We start from the raw sequence: 23,216 nt of genomic DNA on the forward strand, positions 1-23,216 counted from the left end.
CCGTCGTACGCGGCCGGTTCAGGCGGCCGAGGCGGGCCTGAGCAGGGCTCTCGCCTCGCTCGCCTCCTCGGCGCCCTCCTGCTCGTACAGCCGCAGGGCCTTGCTCCAGCAGGCCTTGGCCCGGTCCGTCTGCTCCAGGCCGGACAGGGCACGGCCCAACAGGGTCAGGACGTTGCCCTGCATGCGGTCGCCGCCGATGCAGCCGAGCGCGAGGGCCTGTTCGGCGTGCTGGGCGGCCTGTGCGGGACGCTGCGCCGCGAGGTGGACCTCGGCGATGCGGTAGTTGGTGGTGCCCTCCCACAGCCGCTGCCGGTGCGCGGTGAAGATCGTCAGGGCCTCGGAGAAGTGCCCGAGGGCCTCCGTGTGCCGGTCGGCCCGGTTGAGGGCGATGCCCAGCGCGTAGTGGCTGTTGGCGAGGCGCACGGTCCTGCCGAACTCGGCGTGCGCGTCCAGTCCCCGCCTCGCGAAGTCGACGGCCTGCGCGACGTCCCCGGCCCCCAGGTGGGCCCGCGAGAGGTTGCACAGGGCCGTCGCCTCCGGAGGGCGGTTGGCCAGGGCCCGGTATCCCTCGATGGCCCGCTCGAAGAACGGCTTGCTGTCGGTGTGCCGCCCCTGGTGCAGGCAGATGAGCCCGAGGCTGTTGGCGACCCAGCTCACCGCGACGGCGTCGTCGACCGACTCCGCGAGCCGCATGGCCAGCCGCGACTCCTCCTCCGCCTGCGGGATGCGGCCGCTCACCAGCAGGACGTCGGTGAGCACCGTCCGGGCCCGGCCCTCGGCCAGGGTGTCGCCGGCCGCGCGCGTGGCCTCGCACATCCCCCTGGCCGTGGTCTCGTACTGGTGGGAGTTGGCACCGGACTCGGTGAGGTCCTTGGCGGCCCACAGCAGGTCGACGGCGCGCCGCAGCCGCGACGACTCGGCCGCCTGCCGCACGCACGCCAGCAGCGGCGCCGCCTCGGTGTACAGCCAGTCGAGCGCGGCCGATCCCTCGGTGAACGTCAGCCCCGGGTACACCGTCGGCTCCAGGCCGTCCACCAACCGGTCCCCGGGCCGCTCGATCGCGTACACCCCCGCGGCCGTCGCCAGGTAGAAGTCCAGCAGCCGCGACAGCGCCGCACCCCGCTCGCTCGGCGGGTCCTCGTCCCGTTCCGCGCACGCACGCGCGTAGAGGCGGACCAGATCGTGGAAGCGGTAGCGGCCCGGGGCCGCCGATTCGAGCAGGGAGGTGTCGACCAGGGACTCCAGGAGGTCCTCGGTGTCCTCCGCCGGGAGGTCCAGGACGGCCGCCGCCGCCGCGAGGGAGATGTCGGGGCCGTCGGCCAGGCCCAGCAGGCGGAAGGCGCGGGCCTGGGCCGGTTCCAGCTGGCCGTAGCCCAGTTCGAAGGTGGCCTCGACGGCCTGGTCGCCCGCCTGCAACTCGTCCAGCCGGCGTCGCTCGTCCGCCAGCTTCGCGGCGAGGACCGAGACGGTCCAGGTGCGGCGGGCGGCCAGCCGGGAGGCGGCGATGCGGATCGCCAACGGCAGGAAGCCGCAGGCGCCGACCACGTCCAGCGCAGCCTCCCGCTCCGAGGCGACCCGCTCCTCGCCCACGATCTTCGTGAAGAGGGCCAGCGCCTCCTCGGGCGACATCACGTCCAGGTCGACCAGGTGAGCCCCGGCCAGGTCCACCATCCGCACCCGGGCCGTGACCAGTGCCGCGCAGCCGTCCGTGCCGGGCAGCAGGGGCCGCACCTGGGCGGCGTCGCGGGCGTTGTCCAGCAGGACGAGGACCCGGCGGCCGTCGAGGACGGAGCGGTAGAGGGCGGCGCGCTCCGCCAGGGAGTCGGGGATGGCCGAGTCGGCCGTGCCGAGGGCCCGCAGGAAGGAGCCCAGCACCGTCTCCGGCTCCGCGGGCCGGGCGCCCGCGCCCTGGAGGTCGACGTAGAGCTGCCCGTCCGGGAAGGCGGCCCGCGCCCGGTGGGCGACGTGCACCGCCAGGGTCGTCTTGCCGACGCCGCCGATGCCGGCCAGCGCCGAGACCGCCATCACGCGGCCCGCCGTCGTCTCCCCGGACGCCGCGGACAGTACGTCGCTCAGCTCCCGGACGAAGGCCGCGCGGCCGGTGAAGTCGGCGACCGTGGCCGGGAGTTGCGCCGGACGGACGGTGGCCGTCGCGGTCTCCTCGGCCGGTGCGGGGGGCTCGGCCAGGCCCGGGTCGGCCTGGAGGATGCGCTGCTGGAGTTCCTGGAGGCCGGGGCGCGGGTCGACGCCCAGCTCGTCGGCGAGCAGCCGGCGGGTGTCCGCGTAGACGGCGAGGGCCTCCGCCTGGCGGCCGCTGCGGTACAGGGCCAGCATCAGCAGCTCGCGCAGGCGTTCACGCAGCGGGTGGGCCGCCGTGAGCGCCGTCAGTTCCGAGACCGCCTCCGCGTGGCAGCCCTGTTCGAGGTCCATGTCGAGGCGGGTCTCCAGGAGTTGGAGCCGCCACTCGTCGAGGCGGACGCGCTGCGTCTGGGCGTAGGGTCCGGGCACGCCGGCCAGTACCTCGCCGTCCCACAGGTCCAGCGCCCGGCGCAGCAGGTCACGGGCGTGGCACAGGTCCCCGGCGCTCCTGGCCTTCTCGGCCGCGGCGGCCAGGTCCTGGGCCCGCGCCAGGTCCAGCGCCCCTTCGGCCAGGCCCCGTACGGCGTACCCGCCGGACTCGCTGACCAGCACCCCGGGGTCGAGGACCTTGCGCAGCCGGGACGCGTACGTCCGCACCGCCGCCAGCGCCTGCGACGGCGGTTCCTCGCCCCACAGGGCGTCGATCAGCTCGGCCGCCGTGGCCGTACGGCCCTCGCGCAGCAGCAGGGCGGCCAGCAGCGCGCGCTGCTGCGGGGAGCCGGTGGTCAGCGTCTCCCCGCCGCGCCAGGCGCGCACCGGCCCGAGCACCCCGAAGCGCAGCGCGCCCGATTCCTCACCTTCCGCCGGGAATCCGGGACGCCGCTGCTCCGGAACCCGCGGTCCACCGTCCATGCCGTCCCCCTAGACATCCTGAGCAACCAGGTCAGTTTGCCTTGTTCATGCCGACCACGTCAGCCGTGGGAGACGCCGATCACAGGTTCTTCATCAGCTTCCCTACCCGTGCCCCTCCAGCTCCACCCGTACCGTCAGATGCGCCGTGCCGACTCCCATCGCCCGAACCGCCATGCTGTTGAAGCGGGGCAGGCGGCGCAGGCGGGCCAACGGGTCGTCGTCGGGCAGGAGATGGGCCGTCCCCGCGTACCAGCGGCCCCGGACGCGCACCCGTACCCGCGGGTCGGCCCTGATGTTGCGGATGTACTGCGAGCGCTCGCCGAACTCCGAGACCAGCCAGAACGAGTCGCCCTCCCGGCGGCCGCCCACCGGTGTGCGGCGGGGGCGACCGGAGACGCGGCCGGTGGTCTCCAGGAGGGTCTGGCCGGGCAGCCGGCGCACGACGGCGTTCAGCCGGCGCTGGACGGCCGTGACGGTCCGGTACTTCCGCTCGGGGTTCGGCGGTTTCGGCATCGTGCGTGCACGCTCCCGTCTCGCTCGACGGCTCCGCGGCGGGTCCCGGAGCCCGGTGGCCCCTGGAGCCTAACTGCCCAGGAAGACGGGGTTGGTGAACGCGGCCAGCGCGCCCGGCAGCGGACCCGCCGCCGCCTCGTGCCGGACCTCGGCCCGTACGTAGGCCGCGTACGAGGCGGTCGTGCGCCACTCGACGGCGCCCGTGCCGGACACCGGCAGCGGATCGCCGGTGAACAGCACGCCCTGGTCGGTGACGAACCGGACCGTGCAGCGCGGGGCGCCCGTCACCTCGAGGCGGACGGTGACCGGGGTGTCGCGGTCCACGCGCAGCCGCTCGCCGATCCCGGCGTGCTCGCCCCGGCCGCCGGACGCGGTGAAGGACAGCGACACCTTCGACGACTCGGCGACGTACGACCGCCCGGCCCGGATGCCCTCCTGGATCGCCTCGCGGGTCAGGTCGTCGGCGAGGACGACGGTCTGCGGGCGGCCGATCACGTCGGGGGAGCGGTGGGAGTCGCTGCTGCCCATCGCCGGGATCCAGTCCCGCCGCCCGTCGCGCACCGAGGCGACCAGCATGCCGTCCCAGTCGGCCAGCGCCACCTCGTCGTCGGGCGTGTAGGCGCCGTTCCACACCTCGACCGCGTCCGCCTCCCCGAACCCGAACTTCCAGTTGCAGCCGATGCAGGTGGCGTGCGGATGGGCCGGTACGACCAGGCCCCCGGCGCGGCGGATCTGCCGGGCGAACCGGCCGAAGCGGTTGTCGCGGGCCCGGTAGCGCCAGTCGACGAAGGTGCCGGGATCGGTGCCGAGGGCGACGACGTGGCCGTTGCGGGTCGTCACCTCCTCGCCCAGCAGGATCAGCAGGTCGTCCCCGGCGTGCTCGGCCCAGTGCGCGTGCGCCGAGTGCGTGTTGTGCTCGGAGGAGTTGATGAAGTCCAGCCCCGCCGCCCGCGCCAGCCCGGCGATCTCGGCGAGGGTGTAGCGGCCGTCGGAGTACTCGGAGTGCAGGTGGCAGTCGCCCCGGTACCAGGCCCGGCCCCGCCCCCGGGCCCGCTCGGGCGGGTAGACCGGCCGCGGGGTCTCGTCCTGCTCGCCGTGGGTCAGCGTGATCGTGAGCTCGTACGACAGGCCCTGCGGGGCCACCGTGTACGGGCCGAGCGCGATGTGCCAGGTGCCCGCCCGCACCGGCCCCGGGACATAGCCGGGGGTGGCGTCGTCCGCGCGGACGAAGAACTCCGTGCGCGCCCCGCCCGACCAGCCGCGGAAGCCCCGGCCGCCCAGCTCGGTGCCCCGCTCGTCGAAGAGGCCGATGTCGAGCGCGTTGCCCTGGGTGCCGGCCGGGACGGTGGGCCGGTCGTAGGTGTAGGCGACGTGGATCTCGCGCACTCCGCGGGGGACTTCGACCGGGACGTACACGAAGTCGGGGGAGCCGGGCGGCAGGGTGCCGCGCACCGTTCCGGTCCGCCGTTCCCGGGGTGCCGCCGAGGCGAAGCTCACGCTTCCCAAGGTAAGCGCGGCGGCGGCTCCCGTCACGAACACCGCGCGTCTGCCGATCCCGGAGCGGTCGTGCCCGTGGTCCTGAGCGTCGTCGTGCCCGTGGTCGTCCTCGCACATGCTGCTGCTCCCAGTGTCGTCGGTGACATGACATTCGTGACATGGCATCGGTGGTGCAGGGGGTGGTGCGTGCAACCCTCGTATTGAGCCGTGAACTCCCGGGCAAGGAAAGGGGTTCGGCGCATGGAGCGCCGGGAACCGTGCGGTGGGCGGCCGGACGGGACGCCCGGCGTGATCACGCCGCTCGTATGCTCGAAGGATGACGACTTCCGCGACCTCCGGAACCGGACCCGCCGACCCCACCGGCCCCACCGAGAACTCCATGCGTCGCGCCCTCAAACGCGCCCGGGACGGTGTCGCGCTCGACGTGGCCGAGGCCGCCGTGCTGCTCCAGGCGCGCGGCGGGCACCTCGACGCCCTCACGGCGTCCGCCGCCCGGGTCCGGGACGCGGGCCTGGAGGCGGCCGGACGGCCCGGCGTCATCACGTACTCGAAGAGCGTCTTCGTCCCGCTGACCCGGTTGTGCCGGGACAAGTGCCACTACTGCACCTTCGTCACGGTCCCCGGCAAGCTGCGCCGGGCGGGCCACGGGATGTTCATGTCACCGGACGAGGTGCTCGACATCGCGCGCAAGGGCGCCGCCCTCGGCTGCAAGGAAGCCCTCATCACCCTCGGCGACAAGCCCGAGGAGCGCTGGCCGGAGGCCAGGGAGTGGCTGGACGCGCACGGGTACGACGACACGATCGCCTACGTCCGCGCGATCTCGATCCGCATCCTGGAGGAGACGGGGCTGCTCCCGCACCTCAACCCGGGCGTCATGACCTGGACGGACTTCCAGCGGCTCAAGCCCGTCGCGCCCTCCATGGGCATGATGCTGGAGACCACCGCGACCCGCCTGTGGTCCGAGCCCGGCGGCCCGCACCACGGCTCCCCGGACAAGGAGCCCGCCGTACGGCTGCGCGTCCTGGAGGACGCCGGGCGCTCCTCGGTGCCCTTCACCTCCGGCCTCCTCATCGGCATCGGCGAGACGTACGAGGAGCGGGCCGAGTCCCTCTTCGCGCTGCGCAAGGTCTCCCGCGCCTACCACGGCATCCAGGAACTGATCATCCAGAACTTCCGCGCCAAGCCCGACACGGCGATGCGCGGCATGCCGGACGCCGAACTGGACGAGCTGGTCGCCACGGTCGCCGTCGCCCGGCACATCATGGGCCCGTCCGCCTGCCTCCAGGCCCCGCCGAACCTGGTGGACGCGGAGTACGAGCGGCTGATCGGCGCCGGCATCGACGACTGGGGCGGCGTCTCCCCGCTCACCATCGACCACGTCAACCCCGAGCGCCCCTGGCCGCAGATCGACGAACTCGCCGCGAAGTCCCGGACCGCCGGGTTCGAGCTGCGGGAACGGCTCTGCGTGTACCCGGAGTTCGTGCGGCGCGGCGAGCCCTGGCTCGACCCCCGCCTGCGCCCGCACGTGGCGGCCCTCGCCGACCCGGAGACCGGCCTGGCCCGCGAGGACGCGACGGTCGAGGGCCACCCGTGGCAGGAGCCGGACGAGGCGTTCACCGCCACCGGCCGCACCGACCTGCACGCGACCATCGACACCGAGGGCCGTACCTCGGACCGCCGCGACGACTTCGACGAGGTGTACGGCGACTGGGGCGCCCTGCGCGAGGCCGCCGCCCCCGGCATGGCCCCCGAGCGCATCGACACCGACGTACGCGCCGCGCTGGCCACGGCGGCCGACGACCCCACGCGGCTCACGGACGACGAGGCGCTCGCCCTGCTGCACGCCGACGGGCCGGCGCTGGACGCCCTGTGTTCCGTCGCGGACGACGTGCGCAGGTCGGTGGTCGGCGACGACGTGACGTACATCGTCACGCGGAACATCAACTTCACCAACGTCTGCTACACCGGCTGCCGGTTCTGCGCCTTCGCCCAGCGCCGTACGGACGCCGACGCCTACACGCTCTCCCTGGACCAGGTCGCCGACCGCGCCCAGCAGGCCTGGGAGGTGGGCGCGGTGGAGGTCTGCATGCAGGGCGGCATCCACCCCGACCTGCCCGGCACGGCGTACTTCGACATCGCGCGAGCGGTCAAGGAGCGCGTGCCCGGCATGCACGTGCACGCCTTCTCACCGATGGAGGTCGTCAACGGCGCGACCCGCACCGGGATGTCGATCCGCGAGTGGCTGGGCGCGGCCAAGGAGGCGGGCCTGGACTCGATCCCGGGCACGGCGGCCGAGATCCTCGACGACGAGGTCCGCTGGATCCTCACCAAGGGCAAGCTGCCCACGGCCACCTGGATCGAGGTCGTCGAGACCGCCCACGAGCTGGGCATCCGCTCCTCCTCCACGATGATGTACGGCCACGTCGACCAGCCCCGCCACTGGCTCGGCCACCTGCGCACGCTCGCCGCGATCCAGCAGCGCACGGGCGGCTTCACGGAGTTCGTCACGCTCCCCTTCATCCACACCAACGCGCCGGTGTACCTGGCGGGCATCGCGCGGCCCGGCCCCACCCTCCGGGACAACCGCGCGGTGACCGCGATGGCCCGGCTGCTCCTGCACCCGCACATCCCCAACATCCAGACAAGCTGGGTGAAACTGGGCACGGAGGGTGCGGCGGAGATGCTCCGCTCCGGCGCCAACGACCTGGGCGGCACCCTCATGGAGGAGACGATCTCCCGCATGGCCGGCTCGTCCTACGGGTCGTACAAGTCGGTCAAGGACCTGATCGCGGTCGCGGACGCGGCGGGCCGCCCGGCGAAGCCGCGCACCACGCTCTACGGCCCGGTCCCCGAGGAGCGGCAGCGGGCGGCGCGGGACTCGGACGGGCACCTGCCGCAGCTGCTGCCGGTCCTGGACTGAGGAGCGCGGGCGCGCAGTACGATGATCGGGCCCCCGGTGTGTGGTGTCGGGGTTCTCGTAGCTGAGGAGATGCGTGCCCGTGCCTGCCCGACTTCCCTCATGGGCGTGGGTCTCCGGTCTGACCGTCGGGGCGATAGCGGCGGTGAGCGTCCTGGCCGTACAGGCGGACCAGGGCCCCCACCCCACCGCCGCGGCGACGAAGCCGAAGCCGTCGGCGTCGGCGGACGCGCACCCCACGCCGAAGGAGACCGCGCCGGCCCCGGTGCCGGAGGGCTCCGGCACCGGGCGGCGCGTCGTCTACTCGGTCGGCCAGGACCGGGTGTGGCTGGTCGACGCCAGCGACGCCACCCGGCGGTCGTTCAAGGTCTGGCCGGGCACGGTCGACCCCGACCCCGGCAAGTACAGCGTCGGCTCCCGCAGCCAGGACCCCACGACGGGCTCCGACGGCGTGCGGATCGAGCAGATCATGTACTTCACCCAGGAGGACGGCGTCTGGGTCGCCTTCTCCAACGCCGTGGACGGCTCGTCGCCGCCACCGCCCGTCGACGGGATCAAGACGGGCGGCATACGGCTGCCCAAGGCGGACGGCGACGCACTGTGGGAGTTCGGCACGTCCGGCACCACGGTCACCGTGGTCGCGTAGGTCGCGTAGGGCACTGTGGTCGCGCAGGTCACTGCGGGTGCGTGGCCTCCTTCTCGCCGGACGGCAGGTGCGCCACGATCAGCACGACGCCGCTGAACAGCAGCACCCGCGTCGCCGCGTCCAGCCCGTTCCAGTCCTCCGACTGCCACATCGCGAACCACTCCCCGCCGATCGCGAGGAACCCGGCGCCGAAGAGCAGCATCAGCATGAGCGTGCCGTAGGTGGTGAAGCGCCGCGCGGGAGCATGCTGCCGGCGTATCCAGAGCCACGTCGCCCAGATCAGCACCAGCGCGGCCGCGGTCTCCCACACGATGATCGCCACGTAGGCGGTGTCCTGAAGGCCCTTGCTCGTGATCGCCCGCCACATCAGGTCGTCGTCCTTGAACGTCGTGTCCATCGCGAGGACGTGACGCACGTACTGCTGGTTGTTGTCGAAGTCGGTGATGTTCCCGAGGGCCACCAGGGCGATGTAGAGGGCGAGGACCGCGGTGAGCACGGTGGAGGCGAGTAAAAGGGTGCTGCGGGGGTTCTTGGTCATGGCAGCACTATGGCGAAGCCGGGGGCCCGGCGAGTGGGTAGGGCCCGGAACGTGATCTCTCCGCAGCGTTCCGCCGGCGAACTGCCGGGCGACCCGCGTCGGTTGAGCCTGGCATACCGGACGTGGCAGTTCGTCGGCTCGGCGGGGGGGGGGGGGGCCTCGACGCGCTCACCGGCGCCTGGCGCGAGTCGCTCCGCCGCTGACCGCCGCGCGACCGTTCACGTCCCGCGGCTCACACGGCCACCCCCAGGACGAGCGCCGCGGTGTTGAGCGACAGGTACCCGACGGGGAAGGCGATGTTGTGGAAGACCCGGGCGCGGACGTGTGCGGCGACCGCGCCGACGAAGAAGAGGACGAGGCCGGCCGCCGCCGCGGTCCCGAGCGCCCCGGCGCCCAGCAGGCCGACGAGGAGGCCGGCGGCGCCGGCCGCCTTGAGAGCGGCCAGCCACGGGAGCCACGACGCGGGGACCCCCACCTCGGCCGAGTTGGCGAGGACGAACCGGGCCCGCAGCAGGTCCGCGACGGCGATCGAGGCGTCGGCGACGATCGCGGCGACGCAGACGGCCACGTAGGCGGTGAACACGGTCTTCCCCCTTCCGGTGACAAGCTCGTTGGCAAGCTGGTTCCAGCCTCATCGGCGCCCACCGCGACGTCCAATACCTGCTTCTATAACCTGGTGGAATGGATGTCGACACCCGATTGCTGCGGTACTTCGCGGCCGTGGCGGAGGAAGGCAGCCTGACCCGGGCGGCCCAGCGGCTGTACGTCTCCCAGCCCGCGCTGACCAAGCAGATCCGGCAGCTGGAGTCCGCCCTGGGGGTGCCCCTCTTCACCCGCTCGCGCAGCGGCATGGCCCTCACCGGGCCGGGCCGGACGCTCGCGGCGCGGGTGCCCGGTCTCCTCGCCGGGTGGGAGGCGGCCCTGCGCGAGACGAGGTCCGCGGCGCGCCGGGCGGACCGGATCCTGCGGGTCGGCTTCCTGGCCAGCGCAGCCAACGAGGCGACCCAGCCGATCATCGCCGAGTTCGCCCGGCGCCGTCCCGACTGGCGGGCCGAGATGCGGCAGGCCGCGTGGTCCAACCCGTCCGCGGGGCTCGCCGACTCGGACGTCGACGTCGCCCTGGTGCGGCTGCCGTTCCCCGGGCAGGAGACGCTGCGGGTGGTCGAGCTGTTCAGCGAGCCCCGCTGCGTGGCACTCCCCGAGACCCACCCGCTGGCCGGGCGCGAGACGATCGACTTCCGCGAACTGTGGGACGAGCCCTTCGTGGCCGCCCCGCCCGAGACGGGACCCTGGCGCGCGTACTGGCTGGCCGCCGACGAGCGCGACGGCCACCCGGTACGCGTCGGTGCGGTCACCGAGCAGCCCGACGACTGGCTCACCGCGATCGCCAACGGCTACGGCGTCGCGCTCGCGCCCGAGTCGGCGGCCCGCTTCTACACCCGCCCCGGCGTGGTCCACCGTCCCGTCACCGGGATCGGTCCCAGCCGGGTCGCGGTCGCCTGGGCCCCCGCCGACGACGCCGACCCGGTCGTCCGGGACTTCGTCCGCTGCTGCCGCGAGGTGTGCGCGGGCGCGTGAACGTTTCCACACTGTTCCGACCCTGACCGACCACTTCTGTTCGCATACAGTGCTGGACGTCGTACGTACGGACAGTGGTGTGGACAGTGCCCAGGGGAGGTCCAGGTGAGCGGGACAGCCGGCGCCGTCTGGGGGCGTGCCGAGCAGCAGGACTTCCGCAGCCGGGTGCGCGGGACGCTGCTCGGCGTGGCCGTAGGCGACGCCCTGGGCGCCCCCGTCGCCCCCCTCGCCCTCGACGCGATCCGCGAGGCCCACGGCGCGGAAGGGCTGTCCGACCTGGCCCCCGCCTACGGCCGGCGCGGCGCCGTCACCCACCTCACCCAGCTCACCCTGTTCTCCGTGGACGGACTGATCCGGGCCCAGGTACGGCGCGACACCGGCGCCTGGCACCCGCCGACCGACCTGCACCGGGCCTACCGGCGCTGGGCCGCCACCCAGCGCGACTGGGGGCCCGACCTGCGGCGCAAGGACGACGGCTGGCTGGCCCACGAGGAGTGGCTGTACGTGCGCCGGGACGCCCCGCGCTCGCTGCTGCTCGGGCTCGGCGACGAGACGATGGGCACGCCCGAGGCGCCGAAGAACCCCGACGAGCGCGGCCCGGAGGCCGCCGCCCGCTCGGCGCCGTTCGGGCTCCTGGTCGGCTGGGAGCCGCAGCTGGTCGCCCAGCTCGCCGTGGAGTGCGCGGCGCAGACCCACGGCCACCCCACCGGCTGCCTGGCGGCGGGCGCGTACGCCGTGATCGTGCACGGGCTGGCCCGCGGCGAGAGCCTGGACGCCGCCGTGCAGCGGGCCCTGGCGCTGCTCGTGCCCCGGCCCGGGCACGAACCCGTCACGACCGCCCTTCAGCATGCGCTGGGCGCCGTACGGCAGGGGCTGCCGACCCCGGCGCGGGTGACCGGACTGATCGGCGCGGGCACGGCCGAGGGCCTGCTCGCCGCCGCCGTGTACTGCGCCCTCGTCGGCGAGGACGTACGGCACGGGCTGCGGCTGGCCGTCAACCACGACGGCCCCTCGGCGGCGACCGGCGCCCTGACGGGCGGCCTGCTCGGCGCCCTGCACGGCGAGACGGCCCTGCCCCCGGCCTGGCTGGCCGAACTGGAGGGCCGCCCGACCGTCCTGGAACTCGCCGACGACTTCGCCATGGAGATGACCCAGGGCCCCGCCCTCCACGGCCCGGCGGGCTCGTCCCCCGGCTGGCTGACGCGGTACCCGCGCGGCTAGCGACGCAGGGGCACGAGGACGGGGCACGACGCCAGGTCACGAGGACGGTCACGTTTCGAGAAGCGGTGGCGTGCGGGCCGCGGCTAGCGTGGCGGCCATGGACATCAGCATTCACACCACGGTCCTTCCGCACGACGACCCGGACGCGTCCCTGGCCTTCTACCGGGACGTCCTCGGCTTCGAGGTCCGCAAGGACGTCGGCAACGGCACGATGCGCTGGATCACGGTCGGACCGGCCGACCAGCCGGACATCTCGCTGCTCCTGGCGCCGCCCGCCGTGGACCCCGGCATCACCGACACCGAGCGCCGCACCATCGCCGAGATGATGGCCAAGGGCACCTACGGGTGGATCCTCCTGGCCACCGAGGACCTCGACGGCACCTTCGCGAAGGTGCGCGCCGGCAACGCCGAGATCGTCCAGGAGCCGACCGAGCAGCCGTACGGCATCCGGGACTGCGCCTTCCGGGACCCGGCGGGCAACCAGATCCGCATCCAGGAACTGCGCTGAAGCGGGTGTAGACGGGTGTCCGGCCGGTGACCACGCACCGTGGCCACCGGCCGGACACCGGTCGTGCGCCGTCCGGATGGGGGCTCAGTCGCCCACCCGGCTGCGCCCCACCGCGTCGTCCACCCCGCCCGCGGGCGCCGGGATCGCGGCCGCCGCGCCGGAGGCGTCGCCGTCCCCGTCCGTGTTGACGCGCTCGATGATCGCCAGCCGCTCCGGGGTGTCCTCCGGCTTGAGGTAGCCGACCAGGACGTACAGCACCAGCGAGACCGCCAGCGGTACGGAGACCTGGTACTCCAGCGGCACCCCGCCGTCCACGCTCCAGTTGATCGGGTAGTTGACCAGCCAGAACGCGACCAGGCCCAGACCCCAGCTGGTGAGCGCCGCCGTCGGGCCCGAGCGGCGGAAGGGCCGCAGCAGACCGAGCATCATCGGGATCGCGATCGGGCCCATCAGCCCGGCGACCCACTTGATCACGACGGTGATGATGTCCTTGAACGTCGGCGAGTCGACCTGCGTCGCCACCGCCATCGAAAGACCGAGGAAGATCACCGTCGTCAGCCGGGCCGCCAGCAGCCCGGACCGCCGCCCCCAGCCGCGCGCCCGCTTGGACAGCACCGGCGCCACGTCACGGGTGAACACGGCCGCGATGGCGTTCGCGTCCGAGGAGCACATGGCCATGGTGTGCGAGAAGAAGCCGACGATGACCAGCCCGAGCAGCCCGTGCGGCAGCAGCTGCTCGGTCATCAGGGCGTAGGAGTCGGAACCGTCCGCCTTCTGCGACTCCACCAGCAGCGGCGACATCCACATCGGGAAGAACAGCACCAGCGGCCAGACCAGCCACAGCACCGCCGACAGCCGCGCCCCCCGCGTCGCCTCGCGGGCGTTGGCCGTGGCCATGTAGCGCTGGGCCTGGTTGAGCATGCCGCCGTTGTACTCGAAGAGCTTGATGAAGAGGAAGGCCAGCAGGAACACCGTCCCGTATGGGCCGACCAGCGGTTTTCCATGGCCCTGGAGGGCGGGCTCGTCCCAGACGCCGAAGAAGCCGCCGTGGTCGCCGAGCTTCATGACGACGGCCACGAACATCGCGACACCGGCCAGCAGCTGGATGATGAACTGGCCCAGCTCCGTCAGCGCGTCCGCCCACAGGCCGCCGATCGTGCAGTAGATGCCCGTGATGACGCCGGTGATCAGGATGCCCTGGTTGAGCGTGATGCCGGTGAAGACCGACAGGAGCGTGGCGATGGCCGCCCACTTCGCGGCCACGTCGACGATCTTCAGCAGCATCCCGGACCAGGCCAGCGCCTGCTGGGTGGGCAGGTTGTACCGGTTCTTGAGGTACTCGAGCGGCGAGGCGACGTGCAGCCGTGAGCGCAGCCGGTTGATGCGCGGCGCGAACAGCTTGGAGCCGATGGCGACGCCGAGCGCGATGGGGAAGGACCACGTCACGAAGGACGTGACGCCGTAGGTGTAGGCGATGCCGGCGTAGCCGGTGAACATCACCGCGCTGTAGCCCGACATGTGGTGCGAGATGCCGGACAGCCACCACGGCATCTTGCCGCCGGCCGTGAAGAAGTCGCTGACGTCGTCCACGCGTTTGTGCGACCAGACGCCGATCGCCACCATGACGGCGAAGTAGCCGATGAGCACGGACCAGTCGAGACCGTTCATGTGCCCCCTTCCGGGGTCCGCCTTGTGAACTCCGCTCAGCCGGTTGGCACTTCGCACGAGCGGGGTAGGGGCGTGGCAGGCCGCGAAGTGCCCGCTCATCGTGGGTGCGACGACGCGGGCACGACAAGGAAGCGGAAGGTCAAGAGGGAGTAAAAAGGTTCGGCTTGCTGACCTGCGTTCACCTACATGAACGAACGGGGGCGGCCCGCAGGGGCCGCCCGGTCCGCTACTTCAGCTCGTCGGGGCACGGCGTGCCCCGCTTCAGCCCGTACGGCGCCGACAGCCGGTACGTGCCCGCCTCGGGCGCGACGAGCGTCGTCCACACGTCGCCGTCGGCGGTCTCCTCGGTCTCCGTCAGACAGCCGTTGACGTTGTCGTACGTCTTCGGCGTGCCCTCCGGGGCGTCCTGGGAGGCCTCCGTCTCCTGGGGCGGCTCGAGCTTGTTGCCCTCCTCGTCGACGAGGCTCAGCCACGGCGAGTACGGCATCCGGATCAGGATGCGGCCGGGCTCCTTCACGTCGATGGTCCACTCGTCCTGCTCGGCCCGCTGGACGACGGCGTCGGGCTCGGCCAGCGGCGTCGGGTCGAGCACCTGGAACAGCTGCCAGTTGGCGTCGCCCCACACCTGCTTCAGGTACGGCAGGCCCCGTTGCAGCAGCTCCCGCTCGCGCTTGCCGCCGTCGCCGTCCGGCTCGCCCTTGGGCAGCACCACGTAGTGCACCGCCCAGCGCTTCAGCCACTCGTGGTAGTTCGCCGAGTTGAGCGTGTCGTCGTAGAAGAGCGGGTTGCGCTCCATGTCCGCCTGGCGGGTCCAGCCGCGGGCCAGGTTCACGTACGGCGCGAGCGCCGAGGCCTCCCGGTGGGAGCGGGCCGGCACGGCCTCCACCCGGCCCCGCCCCGCGCCGACCTCCTGTAGCTCGTTGACGAGCGGCGCCAGCTCGCGCGCCCAGGAGGCGGCGGGCGTGGTGTGGACGATGTCGTCGGCCGACTTGAAGCCGATCCAGCCCACGAAGCCGACGATCGAGACCACCAGCGCGTACCACTTGCGCGACTTCACCGCGGTGAACGGCAGCGCCGCCACCAGCGCCACCCCGGCGAAGAGCATCGGCAGCCGCGTGATGTTGGAGCCGATCTGCGAGCTGATCAGCCAGACCAGCAGCACGGACAGGCCGTAGACCGCCGACGTGATCCGCACCGTCTTCCAGGTGCTCGGCACCAGCCAGTAGATCAGGCCCGCGTACGCGATTGGCAGCACCGCCGAGCCGAACCCCATCGGCTGCGTGCCGGAGAAGGGGAACAGCACGGCCGACAGCGCGACGACCACGCTCGGGGCCACGCCCAGCGCCCAGGCCCCCGGACGGCGCTTCTGGAGGAACAGGGCGACCGCCACCAGGCCCACGAACAGACCCGAGACCGGCGAGGCCATGGTGGACAGCGCGGCCAGCGGCGCCGCGCACAGCCCCTTGGCCCAGCGCTCGTGCCGCCAGCGGTAGGGCCAGCAGAACACCGCGGCCACCGCGCCCAGACCGAACATCATGCCGAGCCCGAACGTCACCCGCCCCGACGCCGCGTTGCCCAGCAGCGCGAACAGCCCCGCCAGCGACGCCCACAGCGGATTGCGGACCACCCGGCTGCGGATCAGGACCATCGTCAGCAGCCCGGCCGACACCGTCCCCGCGATCATCATCGTGGTGCGCACGCCGAGCACCGACATCAGGTACGGCGAGATCACGCTGTACGACACCGGGTGCATGCCGCCGTACCAGGCGAGGTTGTACGCCGAGGCCGGGTGACGGCCGACGAACTCGGCCCACGCGTCCTGCGCCGCCAGGTCGCCGCCGCTGTTCGCGAACGTGAAGAACCACACTATGTGGAGCACCCCGGCCAGGGCGGTCACGGACAGCACCGGGTGGCGCAGCATGCGCTCGCGCAGGGCGAGGAAGGCGGCGTTCACCGCGGAGGGCGCTTCCGGCTCGGCGGGCGGCCGCTGCCCGGAAGGCCGGGTCTCACCGTCGTCCCTGCGGGGCGCGGGTACGCGTGGTCGCGGGCCGGCTCCCGAACCCGGATCGGCGTCGTCGGCGCGTGTCGGCTCCGCAGTGGCCACCTGAAGGCACTCCCCGTGTCCCGTCTTCTTCTTTGGGCCGTGTCCCGTTCCCGCGACCGGCGACTGCCCCGTTTGGCGACGCTAGCACGCGGCCCCGCACCGTTGCCTCCTCCCTTTCGGCACCTGGGAGGACGCCCACGCCCCCGCGGCCGGGTGACCGCGGGGGCGTGCGGGTGCGGGGCGTCGCCCCGGCCCGGCCGGGGCCGGTCGTCAGCCCAGGCGGGTCAGCTTGTCCGACAGGCCGGGCTCGGCGAGGTCGTCCCGCAGGGCCACCGGCACCTTCACCGCGCCGCTGGTGCCGCCGTCGCCGACCGTGAGGGTGCCGACCTTGGTACCGGCCTTCGCGGTGTGCGGCACCTCGTCCGCGTCGAACGTCAGCTTCACGGTCAGTCCGCCCCAGCCGACGGCCTTGACGTCCTTCGTGGCGACGACCGGCGTGCGGCCGCCGAGGCCGTCGTCGACGTACCCGACGACGGTCCCCTTCTTCAGGATCGTCGACGACTTCAGGATGTCCTGCGCGGCCCGGATCAGCTTGTCGCTGGAGTCCAGCGCGGCACCGAGGATGGTGTTGTCCGCGCCGCCCGCCGGCTGGCGCACCACGGCACCGACGATCGTCTTCGTCTCGCCGCCGACCTCCTTCTTCGCCGCGAAGACGAGGTTGCCGAGGGCGGAGGTGGTGGTGCCGGTCTTGATGCCGACGACGTCGTTGTGGCCGACCAGGTGGTTCCAGTTGGAGTGGTTGACACCCTTGTAGTCGTCGTACGACATCATCGCGGCGACCTCGCGGAACGCGGGCTCCTTCATCGCCTCCTTGGCCAGCTTCACCTGGTCCACGGCCGTGCTCACCGTCGTGTTGTTCAGCCCCGACGGGTCGGTGTACGTCGTGTTGGTCATGCCGAGGTCCTTCGCTGCGGCGTTCATCTTCTCCACGAACGCCTTCTCGGACCCCGCGTCCCAGCGGGCGAGCAGCCGCGCCACGTTGTTCGCGGACGCGATCAAGATGCTCTCCAGGGCCTCGCGCTGGGAGATCGAGTCGCCCTCGAACACGTTGACCGTCGACTCCTGACCGGCCTGCGACTGCTCCTCCGCCGCCTGGTCGATCTTGATCTTCGGGCCCTCGGCGCCGCTCTTCAGCGGGTGGTCGCGCAGGATGACGTACGCGGTCATGACCTTGGCCACGCTCGCGATCGGCACCGGCTTCTGGTCGCCGGACGAGCCGAAGGTGCCGATGCCCTGCACGTCGAGCGCGGCCTGCCCGCTGGACGGCCACGGGATCTCCGGCTTGCCGCCGTCGAACGTGAAGCTGTCCTGCGCCGTGAGGTCGAGCGTGGGCACGGGCAGCGGGCGCATCGCCTGCACGACGCCGAAGACGATCAGCAGCAGGACCACCAGCGGCGTCCAGATCTTGACCCGGCGCACCGTCGTGCGCAGCGGCGTCTCCGGCGGCGGCGGGGTGTTCGTCAGCTCCGCCAGCAGGTCCAGCGGCGGCTTGGGCGGCAGCGGCTGCTGCGTGGTCCGGTCGGGCCCGACGTGCGACCTGGCGGCGGTGACCCCGGTACGGGGTGCCTGCGACGCCTTGGGCGCGGCGGCCGGGGGCGTGGCGCCCTGCGGCGTCCCGGGGGTCTCCGGGGCGCGCGGGGGCTTGCGGTTCGCGGGGTCGTCCGGATTCCGCAACGCCACGAACTTGCTGGTCCGCTCGGCGTCGTCCCCGGGGCCGGGCTTCTCCGCCTTCCCGGCCTTCCTGGACGCGGCGGCGGCATCGCCCAGCTTCAGCGTGGTCGTCGGCTGATCCACGGCGGGCCCACTGATCCGCGGCGCCTTGAACACGGCGGTGGGCTGATCGACCGGCGGCTCGCCGTCGTCGCCGTCGCTACGGCCCTGGTCGTCGCCGTCGCCATGGCCCTGGTCGTCGCCGTCGCTACGGCCCTGGTCGTCGCCGTCGCTACGGCCCTGGTCGTCGCCCTCACGCCCGGACGGCGCCTTCGCCCCGCTGCCGGACTCCGGCTTCACTTCCGGGTCGGCGTCCGAGACGGGCTTCGGGGCAGGGTCCGCGTCGTCACCGGAGCCGGGGTCCGCGTTGTCACCGGAGCCCGGCTCCGCGTCCGCGTCGGACACCGGCGCCGAGCCCGAGGCCGCCTCGGGACCGGAACCGGAGCCGGAACCGGAGCCGGAGGCCGTGCCCGCGTCCGGGTCGGCGTCCGAGTCCGGCCCCGCGTCCGTGCCGGACTCCGGGCCGGAGCCGGAGGTCCGGTCCGTGTCCGAGGCGGCGTCGGCACCCGAGCCCGGGTCGGAGCCGTCGCCCGGGCCGGGGGCCGGGGCCGCGTCCGGGTCCGGGTCTGCGCCTGCGTCGGCGGTCGTGTCCGCGTCGGAGTCGGTGGCCGAGTCGGAGGTGGTGTTCATGGCGTCGTCGGAGTCCTCGGCCGGGGCCGTGCCGGAGTCGGGCGCCCCGGCGGTCTGCGGATCGGCCCCGGTGTCCTCGGCGCGCGCGGCCGGGTCGGCCCGCTCGCCGTCCCGTGCGGGCTCCTCCGCGTCCCGCGCGCCCTCGACCCGTGCGTTGGCGGCGGCTCGCTCGTCCGCGGTGGCCACCCAGGCCGCGACGGCGTCCCGCAGCCGGCCGTCGGTGCCCGTGACGGGCTCCTCGGGCTCCTCCGGGGTGGCCGACGGCGTGTCGGGCGCCCCGGGCGCCGCGGCGTCCGCGGCACCGCCGGAGGCATCCGCCTCCGTCTCGCGGACCGACAGCACGCGGGTCGCCGTGTCGACGCCCCCGCGGGACCCGGCACCGGTGCCCGCGGAGCGCTTCGCGTCCTCCCGTGCCACCGCCAGCCGCGGATCACGCCGCTCGCTCGCCTCGGTCCTGGCTTCGGGAACCGGACCCGCGCTCCCCGACGTCGGTTCTTCCGACGACTCGCGCTGCTTCGAACTGTCGGGGGACTCGCCCGCCACCGATGCCTCCTCCATGCGCCGCACGTCCAGTGCGCGCTACCGAACCCGTACCGAAACCATTTACCAGTGTCCTGTGCACGGGTGGAACCCACGCGGAAGACGAGAACGACATACCTACTGGTTCCACTACGAAGCGGTCACGCACCCTCGACAGACCAATGTGAGAGGGGTCACCCTGTCTGTCATCCACGCGGGGAGGCATGGATGGGCAGGAGCCGCAGAACACTTCCGGAGGAGCTTCTGCTGCTGGCGTTGGACCCGACCACGGGTACCACCGCACAGCCGCAGTCGCTCGACCTCGGTCTGGCCGGAGCACAGCTGGTGGAGCTGGCGCTGGCCGGACGGATAGCCCCAGACGGGGATCGTATCGCCGTGGTGGCCCCACGGCCGACAGGAGATCCAACACTCGACTGCGCGTTGGAGTTGCTGCGAAGGCGTGGCGCTCCCGTACGGGCGGTCAACTGGATTGGCGGACCCCGCCTGGGGCTGCGCCAGACCTATCTTTCGCATCTGGAGCGATGCGGCATGGTGCATGCCGTGGAGGGCCAGATGTGCGGGGTGCTGCCGACGACTCGCTACCAGGCGACCGACACGGCGATCAGCAGGGAGATCAAGGCACGCCTCGACTCGGCGATCCGCACCGGCGTCCCGCCGGACCCGCGGACCGCGGCGCTCGCCGCGCTGGCCCACGCGGTCGGACTCGGCAAGCACCTCTACCCGGGCAACGAAGGACGCTCGTCGCGGTCCCGGCTGCGGGACCTCATCAGGCACGACCCCATGGGCGGTCTGGTGGCGCACGCGGTGATGGACGTCCAGAACGGCGCTGCGGCACAGCCACGCCGCAGTCCGGCCCCGGCCGGCCGCCAGGCCCCGGGACCGGGTGCCAGGCCCGCCCCGGAACCCGCCCGCGGTGTTCCGGCGCAACCGCGCCACGGATCCATGGCGCGGGCGGTGGCCCACTAGCCCGACGAGCACACCGCACCGTACGGCAGCACCGCCGTACGACAGCACCACAGCACCGCCGTACGACAGCACCGCCGCACCGCCAGTCCCCAAGCCCGGTCACGGGAGCCGCAGGTCCGCGCGGGCCGGCGGAACCGACCGCGCGTCCGGCCCACCCGGACCGCGGAAAGGTTCCGCCGCCCCGCGCGGCCGCATGCGGGGGTGGTGTTCCGAACTGGCGTGTACGCGGCGCATATCGACCGTTTCCCAGCGGTAGAAAGCACCTTGGTGGCAGTCTGCTCAGCAGCAGATACGCAAAGTGGCAAGCATGAGTCACGCAGCCGGAGGTGCACGTCCCGTGGCGTCGAGTGTCAATCCCACCGTAAGGCGGCGTCGGCTGGGCCAGGAGCTGCGCCGGCTCCGTGAGCTCAAGGGCATGACGGCCGAGGAGGTCGCCGAGCGGCTGCTGGTCTCGCAGTCGAAGATCAGCCGCCTGGAGAACGGCCGGCGCAGCATCAGCCAGCGGGACGTCCGCGACCTGTGCGGGGTGTACGAGGTCGAGGACCAGCGGATCGTCGACTCGCTGATGCAGATGGCGAAGGACTCGCGCCAGCAGGGCTGGTGGCACGCCTTCGGGGACATCCCGTACAGCGTCTACATCGGCCTGGAGACCGACGCGGAGTCGCTGCGGACCTACGAACCCCAGATCATCACCGGCCTGTTGCAGACCCGGCCCTACGCCGAGGCCCTCATCCAGGGCGCGTTGCCCGAGACGTCCGTCGCCGACGTGGAGAAACGGGTGCAGGTCCGCATACGGCGGCAGGAGCGCATCTCCGCCGACCACAACCCGCTGCGGCTGTGGGTCGTCCTCGACGAGGCCTGCCTGCGCCGGACGGTGGGCAGCAGGCAGGTGATGCGGGAGCAGCTGGAGCACGTCGCCGAGATGTCGCAGCGGCCGCACATCACCGTGCAGGTGCTGCCCTTCGACGTCGGCGCGCACCCGGGCATCAACGGCCAGTACTCCATCCTGGAGTTCGCCGACACGGCCGACTCCAGCGTGGTGTACATCGAGGGCGTGACCAGCGACCTGTACCTGGAAAAGGCGCCGGACGTGCAGAAGTACACGGTGATGTACGAGCACCTGCGGGCCCAGGCCCTGAACGTGGAGCAGTCGCGGCAGCGCATCGAGGACGTGGCGAAGGAGTACGCACGCTGAGGGGTGCGGCATGCTACACCTCTGCCGCGATGTACAGGAAGACTCGCCTGGAATATGCCATCCGGACGAGTGAATGGCTGCTCCGTACGGGAAAGCCAGCGAGTAGCGTCGATCACGCCAAAGATCACACGTCATTGGCGTAAACCACACCCGCGACTCGCCATCGGAGCAGACATGGCAATTCTTCAGGGCGCCCAGGAATCGTGGACCAAGTCCTCCTACTCCGGAGGAAACGGCGCGTGCGTCGAGGTCCGGTCACCGATCGTGGCGGCGCTCGCCGTCCGCGACTCCAAGGTGACCGGCGGGCCGGTCCTCGCGTTCCCCGCCGACGCGTGGACCGCCTTCGTGACGTCGGTCAAGGAGTAGCGCCGCCGCGCATCACCCGCCGGGACCACCGACGGAGCCCTCTCGACCAGTTCGCCGACCTTGCCGAGAGGGCGCCCGTCACCTCACCTCACCTCACCGGGAACGCCACGTCGCACACCGGGTCCTCGGGGCCCGCGGCGTCCCAGTCGGCGAAGTACACCTCCCGGCACGGCCCCGTCACCGTCAGCCCCTGCGCGGCGATCCACTCCTCCACCGCCCCGAAGGCGGCCAGGATCTGCGGATACGCCACCTGGGCCTTGGTGATCCGGGTGTAGGCCAGCCGCCCGGCGGGCTCCACCCGCACCCGCGTCTGCCGGGCCCGTCCCCGCTCCTCGCTCCAGGCCCGCGCCGCCGCCTCGTCGGCGACCGGCACGCAGGACTCGGCCGGGCCGTCGCTCTCCGCCGACACGTCCGAGTGGTAGGCGACGAACGGTGCCGCCGTCACACCCCCGCAGTCCCGGGCCGCCTCCTCCAGCCGCCCCAGTGAGGCACCGATCCACGCCGGCAGCTCGTGCGCCAGCAGGTGCCTGGTCTCGCTGATCACCACCTGCTCGGGCACGTCCACCGTCTCGACCACGAACTTTCCGTACACGTCGGAATCCCTTTCCGTCAGCCGTCCACGGAGGTAGTCGACGAGCGTGCGCTGCCCGGCCACCCGGGCCTCCACGTCCGCCCAGTAGACGTCGAGCAGACCGGCGGCCCGGTCGCCGTCCGCGTGGACCACCTCGGCGATCCGCGCGAGCGGCATGTCCAGCCGGCGCAACAGGGCCACGAGGCGGGCGCGTTCGACCTGCCCGGCGCGGTAGTACCGGTAGCCCGTGGTCTCGTCCACGTGGGCGGGCGCCAGCAGACCCAGCCGGTCGTACAGCCGCAGGGCCTTGGCCGACAGCCGGGCCCGCGCGGCGAACGCGCCGATGGTCAGCAACTCGTCGTCCACGCCGTCGCCCACGTAGTCGTCCACGCCGTTGTCCACGTCGTCGTCCTCCGTCACCGGGCGGCCGTTCCGCCCGGTGACGAGGACACTGGGGCTTGTCCCAGGGGCAAGGTCAACCGGCGAGGCGCTCCTCCACGGCCGCCACGACCTCGGCCGCCTCCGGCTCGGTCTGCGGCGAGAAGCGCGCGGCGACCTTGCCGTCCCGCCCGATCAGGAACTTCTCGAAGTTCCAGCGGATGTCCCCGCTGTGCCCCTCGGCGTCCGCGAAACCGGTCAGCCGGTCGTACAGCGGATGCCGGCCCGCCCCGTTGACCTCGACCTTCTCGGTCATCGGGAAGGTGACCCCGTACGTCGCCGAGCAGAACTCGGCGATCTCGTCGGCGCTGCCCGGCTCCTGGCCCATGAACTGGTTGCAGGGCACGCCCAGCACGGTGAACCCCTGCTCCGCGTACCGCTCGTGCAGGCGCTCCAGGCCGGCGTACTGCGGGGTGAGCCCGCACTTGGAGGCCACGTTGACCACCAGTACGACCCGCCCGGCGTACTGGCTCAGGTCCGCCGTCCCGCCCTGGAGGGCGCCGATCTCGACGTCGAGGGGAAGGCTGTCGTCGTTGCGCGTGTTCGGTGAGGTCGTCAT

General features: G+C 72.8%; 18 protein-coding genes and 1 pseudogene. 9 read left to right on the forward strand and 10 right to left on the reverse strand.

Annotated elements, in window-relative coordinates:
• Window positions 1–18: 18 nt before the first annotated feature.
• The 3 genes from B9W62_RS22025 to B9W62_RS22035 all read right to left on the reverse strand — a co-directional run bounded on the left by B9W62_RS22025 (window position 19) and on the right by B9W62_RS22035 (window position 5,118).
• Window positions 19–2,991: an SARP-family global regulator AfsR gene (locus B9W62_RS22025; protein WP_087808782.1), complete on the reverse strand. Its 2,973-nt coding sequence runs from the start codon at window positions 2,989–2,991 to the stop codon at window positions 19–21.
• Between the two features lie 102 nt (window positions 2,992–3,093).
• Window positions 3,094–3,504 (reverse strand): nitroreductase/quinone reductase family protein, encoded by a 411-nt coding sequence (locus tag B9W62_RS22030; RefSeq protein WP_087808783.1) that lies wholly within the window; start codon window positions 3,502–3,504, stop codon window positions 3,094–3,096.
• Between the two features lie 69 nt (window positions 3,505–3,573).
• Window positions 3,574–5,118 carry a CehA/McbA family metallohydrolase gene (locus tag B9W62_RS22035; RefSeq protein WP_087808784.1) on the reverse strand — a complete coding sequence of 515 codons (1,545 nt, stop codon included), beginning with the start codon at window positions 5,116–5,118 and terminating at the stop codon, window positions 3,574–3,576.
• 199 nt (window positions 5,119–5,317) lie between these two features.
• Here B9W62_RS22035 and B9W62_RS22040 point away from each other — a divergent pair, with 199 nt between their 5' ends.
• Window positions 5,318–7,921, forward strand: coding sequence for a bifunctional FO biosynthesis protein CofGH (locus B9W62_RS22040; RefSeq protein WP_087808785.1), 2,604 nt, complete (start codon window positions 5,318–5,320; stop codon window positions 7,919–7,921).
• Between the two features lie 79 nt (window positions 7,922–8,000).
• Window positions 8,001–8,564, forward strand: a complete 564-nt coding sequence (locus tag B9W62_RS22045) for a hypothetical protein (RefSeq protein WP_179235605.1) — start codon at window positions 8,001–8,003, stop codon at window positions 8,562–8,564.
• A gap of 28 nt (window positions 8,565–8,592) precedes the next feature.
• Here the strand turns inward: B9W62_RS22045 and B9W62_RS22050 are convergent, their stop codons facing one another.
• Window positions 8,593–9,102 (reverse strand): DUF2165 domain-containing protein, encoded by a 510-nt coding sequence (locus tag B9W62_RS22050; RefSeq protein WP_087808787.1) that lies wholly within the window; start codon window positions 9,100–9,102, stop codon window positions 8,593–8,595.
• A 232-nt stretch (window positions 9,103–9,334) separates the two neighbouring features.
• The gene (locus tag B9W62_RS22060) at window positions 9,335–9,685 is read right to left on the reverse strand and encodes a DoxX family protein (RefSeq protein ID WP_087808789.1); all 351 of its coding nucleotides are present in this window, start codon (window positions 9,683–9,685) and stop codon (window positions 9,335–9,337) included.
• A 98-nt stretch (window positions 9,686–9,783) separates the two neighbouring features.
• On the opposite strand from B9W62_RS22060, the gene B9W62_RS22065 reads away from it, so the two are divergent.
• The 3 genes from B9W62_RS22065 (at window position 9,784) to B9W62_RS22075 (ending at window position 12,409) form a co-directional block, all read left to right on the forward strand.
• Window positions 9,784–10,680, forward strand: coding sequence for a LysR family transcriptional regulator (locus B9W62_RS22065; protein ID WP_087808790.1), 897 nt, complete (start codon window positions 9,784–9,786; stop codon window positions 10,678–10,680).
• 105 nt (window positions 10,681–10,785) lie between these two features.
• Entirely contained in the window at window positions 10,786–11,901 is a 1,116-nt protein-coding gene (locus B9W62_RS22070; protein ID WP_087808791.1) for an ADP-ribosylglycohydrolase family protein, read from the forward strand.
• 97 nt (window positions 11,902–11,998) lie between these two features.
• Window positions 11,999–12,409 (forward strand): VOC family protein, encoded by a 411-nt coding sequence (locus B9W62_RS22075; protein ID WP_087808792.1) that lies wholly within the window; start codon window positions 11,999–12,001, stop codon window positions 12,407–12,409.
• Between the two features lie 84 nt (window positions 12,410–12,493).
• Here B9W62_RS22075 and B9W62_RS22080 read toward each other — a convergent pair whose 3' ends face one another.
• The 3 genes from B9W62_RS22080 to B9W62_RS41225 form a co-directional block, all read right to left on the reverse strand.
• Window positions 12,494–14,077, reverse strand: coding sequence for a sodium:solute symporter family protein (locus B9W62_RS22080; RefSeq protein WP_087808793.1), 1,584 nt, complete (start codon window positions 14,075–14,077; stop codon window positions 12,494–12,496).
• A 226-nt stretch (window positions 14,078–14,303) separates the two neighbouring features.
• Window positions 14,304–16,181: an MFS transporter gene (locus tag B9W62_RS22085; RefSeq protein ID WP_087808794.1), complete on the reverse strand. Its 1,878-nt coding sequence runs from the start codon at window positions 16,179–16,181 to the stop codon at window positions 14,304–14,306.
• A gap of 210 nt (window positions 16,182–16,391) precedes the next feature.
• On the reverse strand, window positions 16,392–17,531 hold the full coding sequence (locus tag B9W62_RS41225; protein ID WP_362092957.1) for a D-alanyl-D-alanine carboxypeptidase: 1,140 nt from the start codon (window positions 17,529–17,531) through the stop codon (window positions 16,392–16,394).
• A gap of 137 nt (window positions 17,532–17,668) precedes the next feature.
• Between B9W62_RS41225 and B9W62_RS41230 the strand changes: the two are divergent.
• The 4 genes and pseudogenes from B9W62_RS41230 to B9W62_RS22105 form a co-directional block, all read left to right on the forward strand.
• Window positions 17,669–17,731: pseudogene (locus B9W62_RS41230) on the forward strand (hypothetical protein); the annotation flags it as partial.
• 1,597 nt (window positions 17,732–19,328) lie between these two features.
• Window positions 19,329–20,087 (forward strand): GOLPH3/VPS74 family protein, encoded by a 759-nt coding sequence (locus B9W62_RS22095; RefSeq protein ID WP_007388668.1) that lies wholly within the window; start codon window positions 19,329–19,331, stop codon window positions 20,085–20,087.
• A 337-nt stretch (window positions 20,088–20,424) separates the two neighbouring features.
• Entirely contained in the window at window positions 20,425–21,282 is an 858-nt protein-coding gene (locus B9W62_RS22100) for a helix-turn-helix domain-containing protein (protein ID WP_003974540.1), read from the forward strand.
• A 174-nt stretch (window positions 21,283–21,456) separates the two neighbouring features.
• Complete coding sequence (locus tag B9W62_RS22105; protein WP_087808796.1) at window positions 21,457–21,648, forward strand: DUF397 domain-containing protein; 192 nt, start codon at window positions 21,457–21,459, stop codon at window positions 21,646–21,648.
• Between the two features lie 88 nt (window positions 21,649–21,736).
• Here B9W62_RS22105 and B9W62_RS22110 read toward each other — a convergent pair whose 3' ends face one another.
• Entirely contained in the window at window positions 21,737–22,621 is an 885-nt protein-coding gene (locus B9W62_RS22110; protein WP_087812025.1) for a MerR family transcriptional regulator, read from the reverse strand.
• A gap of 73 nt (window positions 22,622–22,694) precedes the next feature.
• A complete protein-coding gene (locus B9W62_RS22115; protein WP_087808797.1) occupies window positions 22,695–23,216 on the reverse strand; it encodes a glutathione peroxidase in 522 nt (173 codons plus the stop codon).

It is taken from the genome of Streptomyces sp. CS113 (assembly GCF_002188365.1).
Taxonomy (GTDB): Bacteria; Actinomycetota; Actinomycetes; order Streptomycetales; family Streptomycetaceae; genus Streptomyces; species Streptomyces tendae.